This is a genomic window from Blautia sp. RTP21359st1_E11_RTP21359_211015, from assembly GCF_040910705.1.
Taxonomy (GTDB): Bacteria; Bacillota; Clostridia; order Lachnospirales; family Lachnospiraceae; genus Blautia_A; species Blautia_A fusiformis.
In genome coordinates, this window is sequence record NZ_JBDGAB010000087.1 from 1 (window position 1) to 10413 (window position 10413).

A 10413-nucleotide genomic window follows, 5' to 3' on the forward strand; every position below is an offset into this window, starting at 1 on the left:
ACTCCTCTTGCTTTTTCAGTTCAGTCAGCATGGCGGAAGTCTGGGAATAGCCGATCTTTTCCCCATTTTCATAGCCTTCCTTACGCATGGCAAGTCCCCGGTTGTAGATGAACCGGCAGCATCCCAGGGTCTGATGGATGAAGTTTTTCTGTTCTCTGTTCGGGTAGATCCTAAATTTAATTCCTTTTTGCATTATCCCATCTTATCCTTTTGTCTCTGCGATGTTTTCTGGTTTTCAATATACTGTTTTACTGTTTCCAGCGGAGCACCGCCCACCGTCGATACAAAATAGCTGTTTGTCCAGAGAGTCGGCATTTTCGTTTTAAGATAGGGAAATTCCTGTCTTAAAATTCTGGACGTATAGCCTTTAAATGACTTTACAGCTTTGTGGATGCCAAACTGAGGATCTACTTCCAAAAGCATATGAACATGGTCTGGCATGATCTCCATTTCCAGGATGTCTACAGAAAGATTTGCAGCATACTCTGTGAGCAGCTCCTTCAGCCGGACGTCCACACCATTAATTAATACTTTTCGTCTATACTTTGGACACCATACTACATGGTATTTACAGGAATAGACGACATTGTTGTTTGATTTATATGTTGTGTTCATATTTGTATTATACTATAGTTCATTAGTTAATACAATTACTATTTTGTCCATATTCCATTACTTGCATAAATTCGATGGACGCGTCTTATATCCCCATAGTTGAAGCAGGGGGTTTTACGACGCATTGGATAAAATACTATATTCCAAAACGACACAAAAAAATCGCCGAACCCCAGTAAAATCAAAAGGTACAGCGATTTTTTTGTTTAGCAACTGTCAAAGACAGGAGTATAAAACGGTTTCTGACCAATGTCAAGCCAGAAAGATTTAAGCCCTCTTACACTGTCTGATTTGCCAGACAGAATTCTTATAATTCCGGAATCACTGTCGTCCATAGATGATTTCCTATTTTCTGGAAATCCCCCTCCAGAGACATTACAGTTACTACTGCATCCTTGTCAGGAAACGCCAGACAGAACTGACCATAATTTCCATCGGATCGATAGGAACCGGCTTCCGGATTCATGACAAACTGATATCCATATCCAAAACCGGAATAAAGATTTCCCGGACTTCCTGCCACTGAATTATCCACCAGATTGGACGTTGCCATCTTCATGTACGACTCTGGCACCAGCTGTTTTCCATTATAATTTCCCTTGTGAAGAATCATCTGTCCATACCGGGTAAACTCATCAATATTCACATAAAGTCCATTAGCCGCATGCACATGCCCTTTCGGACACAAAGTCCAGTCTGGATTTCCAATTCCCAGCGGCTCAAAAAAGCGATTTCTCAAATATTCCAGAAGATTAACTCCCGCACGTTTTTCAATCGCGCAGCTGATCATATAAGTATTAAAATTGCTGTACAGCCATTCTGTTCCCGGTTTTTTTATCACTTTCGCATTCTCGAAGAAATATCGGATCCAGTCCGGAGTTGTGTAACGCTCCGGCCAGTCACAGAAAAACAGAGAGCTTTCCAAACCTGTAGTCATTGTCAGCATATTTTCCAGCGTTACATCCCCCAGATATCCTTCCGGATTCTCCGGTGCATACTCTGGAAAAATATCCACAATCTTCTCATCAAGTCGAATCAGCCCTTCATCAAGTGCGATTCCTGCCGCACAGGACACAACACCCTTGCAGGCAGACCAGGTGTTAAGGCGTGTCTTGACCGGCATTCTTTTATATTCTGCCGTTAACTGTCCTTCACGCCATATCTGCGCATACATAACATTGAGATTTTCTTTTAAAGTTTTGATAGCAAATTCATTGATCAGGTTCTGGTCTTTATTCATAAACATTAATCCTCCCACACACTTGTTTCCATCTTTACATCAGGACTTACACTTCTAAACCATCCGTAAGCCATGCATACTACAATGGCTATCAGACTGATGATTACTACCGGAAGTTTCAGGCTTCTGCAAGAATTGATAAAAATGCAGATATATGCAAACAGGCTCAAACAGCAGAGGAAATAATATTTTCCGTTAGAAATATGCATTGGTGATTTTTCCCATGCTTCTGCATGTTTTTTCGGAAGCTGGAAATAAGCATAAATCTGCAGAAATGCCAATGCTGATGCCAGAAGCATAATATTATTTACAACATCACTGATAGAAAAGTCCAGTAACACAGGTAATATTCCCATAAGATAAGTAAATGTCATCAGTTTCCAGTAAGCCCCTCTTCTGTTCTGAGCTGCCCATGATTTCGGAAGCCATCCATCTTTACAGGACTGTGCAACCGGAATACAGTTATTGGAAATTGTTGAATTAATGGATGAAGACAGTGCAAGTACCGGACCACCAATCATAAATACTGTGAAAAGTGCCGGATTTAAAATATTTTTTGCAACCAGGGTAAGCGGCTGTCCGGCTACCTGATCCAGAGGAAGCACACCACTTGCTACAATTGCAACACCGCCATATACAACCATCAGTGTCGGAATACAGTACAGAAGTGCCTTTGGAATATCTTTATGCGCTTCTTTTGCCTGTTTACCATAATTCATAATGCAGGAATATCCGTTTGTTGAATATACATACAGCATGATTGCGGAAAAGAATCCTGATGGACCATTGGAGAAAAAGTCTGGTGCTGTAAACTCAAACACCGGATTTTTCAGCTGGAGGCATCCCAGAATAATAAACAGACCAAGTGCAACAAACAGCAGGATAACCAGAATTTTCTGTACCTTCGCCATTACATCCACACCACACAGATTGATGGCAAAGAACACACTCAGGGCTGCAATTCCAAACCATTTCGCATTAACCTGCGGCCACAGGGAATTTGCATACATACCAATTGCCACACCATAAGTCGCCAGATTGATCGTCTGTGGCAAAAATCCTACTGCATACATACCGGCAACTCGTTTGCCGGCCATATCTCCTACCAGAGAATAAAATCCTCCTCCAAGTTTCAGTGTAGATGTGATCCATGGAATTGGTGCAATCATCATAAATCCCCAGATACATGCAGCTACATATGCCAGCCATGCTGACTGACCAGTCAAAAGAATTGCCGGTCCGATCAGTGTCAGAACACCCGATCCAATCGCCTGTCCTACACCGATTGTATAAAGATCACTTCGTTTCAGGTAACCGGTTTTTTCTTTTATTTCCTTTACTGTTGACGACATAAAAGCCCCCCTTTTTTATTGACTTTAACATTAATAGTGTAATTAATTCTTTTTCTGACGTCATATGAATTATTTAATGCTATATTAACATCTAGGTTTCAAGATTTCTATTGACAATATTATTAAAAATACACACTTTAATTTGTGCATTATTTACATCTCTTTTTATATTAAGAAGAATTTTTTACTCCATTATATTGTAATCAAACTTTACACCTGTTATAATTTATTATACTAATCGTACAGTACAGGAGGTTTTCATGAAAATAGAACAGTTGATCCGTGAAAAAGTATCTTTCCTTTCTGCCGGTCAGAAGAAAGTCGCCGAATATATATTACAACACCTTGATTCATTCAGTTATTCCACCCTTGCGAAACTCAGCAAGGAAATTTCCGTAAGCGAAACCACTATCATACGCCTTGCCTATTCCCTGGGATTTGAAAGTTTTTCTGAAATGCAGCGTACTGTACAGAATGATATTCTTTCCGTTCCTACGGTTATAAAAGACGATTCACTGCTGGATAGCGGAAATTTTTATCAAAACATCATTGCCAATGAACTCCATTCCATGGAAAGCTGGGCATCTCATCTGAATCAGGAAGATATGGATCAGATTGTTACCCATCTGAGCAATGCCAAAAAACGCCTCATTGTTGGTGCACGCTCTTCCTACAGTGCCGCTCTCTGGATGGGAGCTCTGTTGAATCAGCTTCTTGGAAATACCAAGGTGGTTCACGAATTTTACGATTCCAATTTCGAATATCTCACAGAAGCATCCGAGGATACAGTTGTTCTTCTGATCTCTTTTGCCCGCTATACCAAATGGTCTCTGAAATATGCACAGATTGCCAAAAATCATGGTGCAAAGATACTCGCCATCACAGACAGCATTTCATCACCGGCATGGGCGCTGGCAGACCACGCTATCATTACAGAGATCAATCTCAATGAAATGGGATTTAACTCCTTCTCATGCCTCTATTGTCTGTTTGACAGTATTGTTGCAAAAATCCGCAAAACCAGGTGCAAATCCATCAGTACACGACTTCATGACCTAGAAGAACTTTATTCAGACTTTGATCTTTTTTACGAATAATAATTTCAGGGGGGGGGATTATCATGCAGGAAATTTTAGATATTTTTCTTGAGAAATCAAAGCAACATCATTCCAATATCATCTACGCACAGATATATAAAAATGATCTTCTAAAAGAAGAATTCAGACTTTTTCCGGTCAAAACCCGTTTAAATATATGGTCTATAAGCAAGCCTTTTGTTGCAATGGCCGCAGGTATCGCAGAACGTGAAGGACTGATCACTCTTGATGAATATATTTATCCCTGGTTTGAAAAATATTTCCCGTCAAATCCTTCCGAAAATCTTTACAAAATAAAGATCCGTGATCTTCTTACCATGTCATCCGGTCAGAAAGATCCGCTCTTTTTCTGCGATGGACCAGAGCGATACAGAGAAAAGGACTGGGTGAGATATTTCTTTCAGAATGATTCTTTTCCCTATACACCCGGTACTCATTTTGTGTACAGCAATTTTTGTTCCTATATTTTATCTGTTCTTCTGGAAGAGAAATCCGGAACGGGTCTGCTGAATTATCTGCGATATCGTTTCTTTGAACCGGTTGGCATTCCGAATCCGGACTGGACCCTCTGCCCTCAGGGACATTGTATGGCAGCTAACGGACTGTATCTGACGATTGATGAATTGGCTCGTTTTGGACATCTGCTTCTGCATGAGGGTTCCCTGAACGGAAAACAGATCGTCCCAAAAAAATTCGTGATTGATGCCTGTCAGAAACATATCGATTCTTACAATCCACTGACGGAACATCCGGATTACCAGAGCTATGGTTATGGATATTTCATATATATGGGACCTATGGAAGATACACTGATCCTGTCCGGCAATTACGGCCAATACTGCGTCATTGACAAAAAACGTCAGATGGTATCCTGTGTCATGTCCCTAGATGGCAATGACCACAAAAAAATCCGTGATGATCTGGTAGATTCCCTTGCAGAATATTACGGTGTGAAAATTTCACATATATAAAAAAATGCCACTCCCTCGGCAAATCATATGATATTCGCAATCCGCTAACGCTACTTGCTCATAAAAAAATGCCGCTCCCGCGGCCACATCATATGATATTCGCAATCCGCTAACGCTACTTGCTCATAAAAAAATGCCGCTCCGCGGCATTTTTTTATATCACTAACCAATCCTCAACCATAGCTGTATTATGTAGCAGTACTGCCTCATTTCCCTTCGTTACAAAAATCCTCTGCACAAACACATCCACAACTTCGCCTTCCCGGACGGGTTCTTCGTCAAGGCTTCTTCTGGCGCTGAGTGTGGTGTTTCCTACACGGACTTTCAGTTCCAGGCTGCTGCCGCGGAATGCGACTCGTTCTACGATGCCCTCTGTTGCGGAGCTTTTATATTTCTGTTCCTCGTTCTTCTTAGTCACTTTTACAAACTCCGGACGGACAATGGCTTTTTCGCCTCCCGGAACTTCCTCGAAGTGATTGAACACCTGGTAATCATCGATCACAGAAGTCTGCCCGAAAAATCCCGCCGTAAACGCAGTATCCGGATTCTGATAAACCTCCAGTGGAGTTCCCTTCTGCTCGATCCGTCCACGGTTGGTAATAATAATTTCATCCGCCACCTCAATAGCCTCATCCTGGTCATGGGTAACAAAAATACTGGTGATCCCCAGCTTCTCGATCATATCCTTCAGCCAACTTCGAAGCTCTGTACGGATCTTTGCATCGATCGCCGCAAAAGGCTCATCCAGAAGGAGAAGCTGCGGATTCGGAGCCAGAGCCCGGGCAAAAGCAACTCGCTGTCTCTGACCACCGGACAGCTGACTCGGATATCTTTTCTCCAGGCCCTTCAGCCCGATCAGCTCTACCAGTTCCATAACCCTCTGCTTAATATACTTCTTGTCCGCCTTCTGTACCTTCAGGCCAAATGCAATATTATCATACACCGTCATATACCGGAAAAGAGCATAATTCTGGAACACAAATCCAATGCCTCGCTCGCTGGCAGGCACATCATTGACCACTCTTCCGTCGATGATGATCTCCCCGCTGTCTGGCTGCTCCAGACCGGCGATCATACGGAGAATCGTAGTTTTTCCGCTTCCGCTGGGCCCCAGAAGACCAATCAGCTTCCCCTTTTCGATACCAAAGCTTACGTTATCAGATGCCTTGTAATCCCCATATGTTTTATTGATATTTTTTAACTCAACGTACATCGCCTTTTTCCCCCTTTCCTTTATGCTCCAGAACATTTCTTGCGATCAGAAGGATCACCGCCAGGATCACCAGAATCGAAGAAACCGCAAATGCCGGAACATACTGGAATTCGTTATAAAGAATTTCCACATGAAGCGGAAGTGTATTTGTTTTTCCACGGAGATGTCCGGACAGTACGGACACAGCTCCAAACTCTCCCATGGCTCTGGCTGTACACAGCACAACACCATAGAGAAATGCCCACTTGATATGCGGAAATGTCACCTTGGTAAAAATTGTCCAGCCTTTTGCTCCCATCAGCGCTGCCGCCTCTTCCTCATCGGACCCTATGGATTCCAGAACCGGTATAATCTCTCTGGACACAAATGGAAATGTGACAAAGATCGTTGCCAGGACAATTCCAGGAACTGCAAACACGATCTGTATCCCTGCACTTTCAAGAACAGAATAAAGAGGACTCTGCTTTCCAAAAACCAGGATATAGATAAGACCTGCGATAACCGGTGATACTGTAACCGGAACATCGATCAAAGTGGTAAGTAGCTTTTTTCCCCGAAAATGAAATCTGGTCATTGCCCATGCCGCACACAGACCAAAGATCGTGTTGCATACAACAGCCGCAGCCGTCGCCTCAATGGTCAGCTCCAGCGCTTTCAGCGTGTACTCATCTGTCACCGCCTGCACATAACACTGCCAGCCCTTGCTCAGCGCCTGGGTTACAACAACCACCAGAGGCAGTACCAGCATCACAAAAAGAAAGATCACGGAAATCCCGATAAGGATCCATTTCACCGGCCCGGAAGCCTGCTTCTTTTTTTCATCCATTATGCATCCCTCCCTCTGATACGTTTCGTATTTCTTGCCTGCACCAGATTCACACCAAACAGGATCAGGAATGATACTGCCAGTGTAACCAGTGCGATAGCTGTTGCGCTTTCATAGTCAAACTCCTGAAGCTTTGACATGATGATCAGCGGCGTGATCTCTGTATAATAAGGCTTGTTTCCTGCGATAAAAACAACGCTTCCGTATTCTCCCAGGCAACGTCCGAAGGCAAGTCCCGCCCCGGAAATCATTGCCGGCAGAAGCTCAGGAAGAATAACTCTGCGAAAAACGGTGAATGGCTTTGCACCCATGACACGAGCCGCCTCCTCATAAGAACCGTCCAGCTTCTCCAGAACCGGCTGAATGGCCCTGACTACAAAAGGGATTCCCACAAAGATCAATGCCACCGTGATACCGATTCTGGTATATGCGATCTTAATACCAAAATTTGCAAAAAAGCTTCCCACCAGACCTTTATCGGATGTCAGGGATGTCAGTGAGATACCTGCAACTGCAGTCGGCAGTGCGAAAGGCAGCTCGATCATTCCATCCATGATCCTTTTTCCCGGAAAATCATATCTTACCAGCACCCACGCAAGGACCAGGCCCATAATAGCATTGATCACTGTGGCCGCAAATGCGGTAATAAAGCTTACATAGAATCCGGACAAAACCCTCGGCCGTGTGATCACCTCAATAAATTCCCGAAAACCCAGCCGCGCCGAGTATACTGCCAGAGACGCAAGAGGGATCAGAACTACGATACTCAGCATCGCCAAAGTCACTCCCATTGTCAGTCCAAAGCCTGGTATCACACGTTTACTCTGTTGTTTCTTCATTTCTGTCTCCCCTCTTTTCTATTCTAAGTTTCTGGTCTGTTACAAATTCCCGGTCTGCTGCAAATCTCTGACTCTTCTACAATTCTCTAATCTGTTGCAAATCTCTGACTCTTCTACAACTCTCTGGTCTGTTACAAAATCTCAGGCTCTTCTACTCTTCATAGATCTCATCAAACACTCCGCCGTCTGCGAAATGCTTTTTCTGAACTGCATCCCAGCCGCCGAAATCTTTGATCGTTGTCAGCTTCACCTTCAGGTCAAAAGTATCTGCATGCTTTTTCAGGATCGTCTTATCAACCGGCCTATAGTAATTCTCCGCGATCAGCTCCTGAGCTTCATCGGAATACAGATATTTCAGATATGCTTTCGCAGCTTCTGCATTATCATGCTTTTTCACATTTTCATCTACAACAGCAACGGATGGCTGTGCCAGGATACTGATGCCCGGCGTTACGATCTCGTAATCATCCGGATTATCCCTTACAGAAAGAAACGCTTCATTTTCCCAGGCGATCAGCACATCCCCCTGCCCGTTTTCCACGAAAGAGGTTGTGGCACCTCTTGCTCCGGAATCCAGAACCAGGACATTTTTGTAAAGTTTCTTGATAAAGGCTTTCATCTCTGTCTCGTTGCCGTTATATTTCTCATTGGCATAAGCCCAGGCTGCCATGTAATTCCAGCGGGCACCACCGGAGGTTTTCGGATTGGGAGTGATCACTCCCACACCATCCTTTGTCAGATCATCCCAGTCGTGGATATTCTTCGGATTTCCCTTCCGAACAAGAAATACAATGGTGGAAGTATAAGGAGCACTGTCATCCGGATATTCATCGATCCATCCCTTGTCGATCAAACCGGCATTCCGGATCGCATCAATATCATATTCCAGTGCAAGTGTCGCCACATCTGCAGGAAGTCCATTGGAAATCTCAAGAGCCTGCTTTCCGGAACCGCCATGAGACTGGATCACATCCACACTCTGACCTGTTTCCTCTTTCCAATATTTTGAAAAAATCTTATTATATGCTTCATAAAATTCTCTGGTCGGATCATAGGACACATTGATGATCTCCACATGATTTTTATCCTTTGTATTGTTTCCCGATACTGCAAAAGTTCCTGCCAGTACCACTGCTGCCAGTGTGATACAGACACCTGCAATGCGTTTTCTTTTCATGATCTGTATACTCCTTTACAACCACATTTTTATTTAGAAATCTTTTTCCCACCAATGTAACTGCTTCATTTCGCTGTCAAATCATACCTGTTCTTTCCGTTTACTGTGGTTCTGTAATTTTTTTTATTTGAATTGAATACATTAAACCATATTATTCCCATTAATTAAATAGGAATATATGAAAACGTTTTCACGCAAATACTCTGGTCATAGCGCAACTGCATCCTGTCTGTCACTATATCTGCGCATCCGCAACACTCAGATACAATAATCGCTCCACATACTGTCCTCCACACTGCTGCAGCTGTTCCGTATCATCAGTCTGCCTTCCAGCTCCATTCGCACAATACCCGAATGCCCGCCCTTCAGCCGGTCCAGCAGCAGGTATAATGCAAATTTTCCCATATCCCCCTTGGGCAGGCTCACCGTTGTCAGCATCGGTCTGGTAAACTGTGCCTCCTGTATATCATCGCTGGATATGATCGAAGGCATATAATACCGGTTCCGAAATTTATTCAGGCACTTCAGCATTCCGATCGCCGAAATATCATTGGCACAATAGATTCCGGTTGGCATGTCGTCCGACTGAAAGAACTTTTCCATAGCCTCGTAGCCCTCGGCCTCAGTCTGCTTTGTTTCGATAACATACTCCGGTATCACATCCAGATCATGCTTCTTCAGTGTTTCCAGATACCCGTTATACCGGTCCTCGCTGTGACACTGGCCAATATATCCGATATTTTTGTGACCCAGGGAGATCAGATATTCCACTGCCGCTGCTGCGATCTTTTTCCCATCACAAAGGACCTCATCCACTTCATAATTGGTAGAATTCCGGTTCACCGATACCACACTCTTATACTTCTTATTCAACTTCTTCAAAGCCTCTTTATTACATCTGCCGATGATGATCAGTCCGTCCCTTTTCCCTTCCACCTCGTCATACATTCCGTCGATCAGCCGGTCCAGATTCTCCCTTCGGCACTTCCGGTCATCGGAAAACACAGACATATACCATACTTTGGAAAGAATGCAGTTTTTATCATGGATCTCACTTTCGATCACCCGAAGGAGCTCCGCAAA

General features: G+C 43.6%; 11 protein-coding genes. 2 read left to right on the top strand and 9 right to left on the bottom strand.

The features are described from left to right. The 4 genes from AB5026_RS18040 to AB5026_RS18055 form a co-directional block, all read right to left on the bottom strand. Nucleotides 1-193, bottom strand: a 193-nt coding sequence (locus AB5026_RS18040) for a helix-turn-helix domain-containing protein (RefSeq protein ID WP_368214084.1), incomplete at its 3' end; no start/stop codon positions are given. Then, nucleotides 193-615: an IS200/IS605 family transposase gene (gene tnpA / locus AB5026_RS18045; protein WP_059086115.1), complete on the bottom strand. Its 423-nt coding sequence runs from the start codon at nt 613-615 to the stop codon at nt 193-195. The genes AB5026_RS18040 and tnpA, both read right to left, overlap by 1 nt. A 307-nt stretch (nt 616-922) precedes the next feature. Beyond that, complete coding sequence (locus AB5026_RS18050) at nt 923-1855, bottom strand: serine hydrolase (RefSeq protein WP_158526508.1); 933 nt, start codon at nt 1853-1855, stop codon at nt 923-925. A 5-nt stretch (nt 1856-1860) separates the two neighbouring features. Continuing rightward, complete coding sequence (locus AB5026_RS18055) at nt 1861-3207, bottom strand: APC family permease (protein WP_161209720.1); 1347 nt, start codon at nt 3205-3207, stop codon at nt 1861-1863. Nucleotides 3208-3467: 260 nt separating this feature from the next. Between AB5026_RS18055 and AB5026_RS18060 the strand changes: the two genes are divergently transcribed. Beyond that, nucleotides 3468-4304: a MurR/RpiR family transcriptional regulator gene (locus AB5026_RS18060; protein ID WP_368214085.1), complete on the top strand. Its 837-nt coding sequence runs from the start codon at nt 3468-3470 to the stop codon at nt 4302-4304. Between the two features lie 23 nt (nt 4305-4327). Then, complete coding sequence (locus AB5026_RS18065) at nt 4328-5275, top strand: serine hydrolase (RefSeq protein WP_178688340.1); 948 nt, start codon at nt 4328-4330, stop codon at nt 5273-5275. Between the two features lie 154 nt (nt 5276-5429). Here AB5026_RS18065 and AB5026_RS18070 read toward each other — a convergent pair whose 3' ends face one another. From AB5026_RS18070 to AB5026_RS18090, 5 genes are all read right to left on the bottom strand, one after another. Continuing rightward, nucleotides 5430-6488 (bottom strand): ABC transporter ATP-binding protein, encoded by a 1059-nt coding sequence (locus AB5026_RS18070; protein WP_021651677.1) that lies wholly within the window; start codon nt 6486-6488, stop codon nt 5430-5432. Further along, the gene (gene cysW, locus AB5026_RS18075) at nt 6478-7314 is read right to left on the bottom strand and encodes a sulfate ABC transporter permease subunit CysW (RefSeq protein ID WP_173758798.1); all 837 of its coding nucleotides are present in this window, start codon (nt 7312-7314) and stop codon (nt 6478-6480) included. The genes AB5026_RS18070 and cysW overlap by 11 nt, the downstream gene beginning before the upstream one ends. After that, nucleotides 7314-8153 (bottom strand): sulfate ABC transporter permease subunit CysT, encoded by an 840-nt coding sequence (cysT, locus tag AB5026_RS18080; protein ID WP_368214086.1) that lies wholly within the window; start codon nt 8151-8153, stop codon nt 7314-7316. The genes cysW and cysT overlap by 1 nt, the downstream gene beginning before the upstream one ends. A 151-nt stretch (nt 8154-8304) precedes the next feature. Further along, nucleotides 8305-9330 carry a sulfate ABC transporter substrate-binding protein gene (locus AB5026_RS18085; RefSeq protein ID WP_329983432.1) on the bottom strand — a complete coding sequence of 342 codons (1026 nt, stop codon included), beginning with the start codon at nt 9328-9330 and terminating at the stop codon, nt 8305-8307. Between the two features lie 258 nt (nt 9331-9588). After that, nucleotides 9589-10413 (bottom strand): substrate-binding domain-containing protein (locus AB5026_RS18090; protein WP_368214087.1); only part of this gene is annotated, 825 nt, incomplete at its 5' end.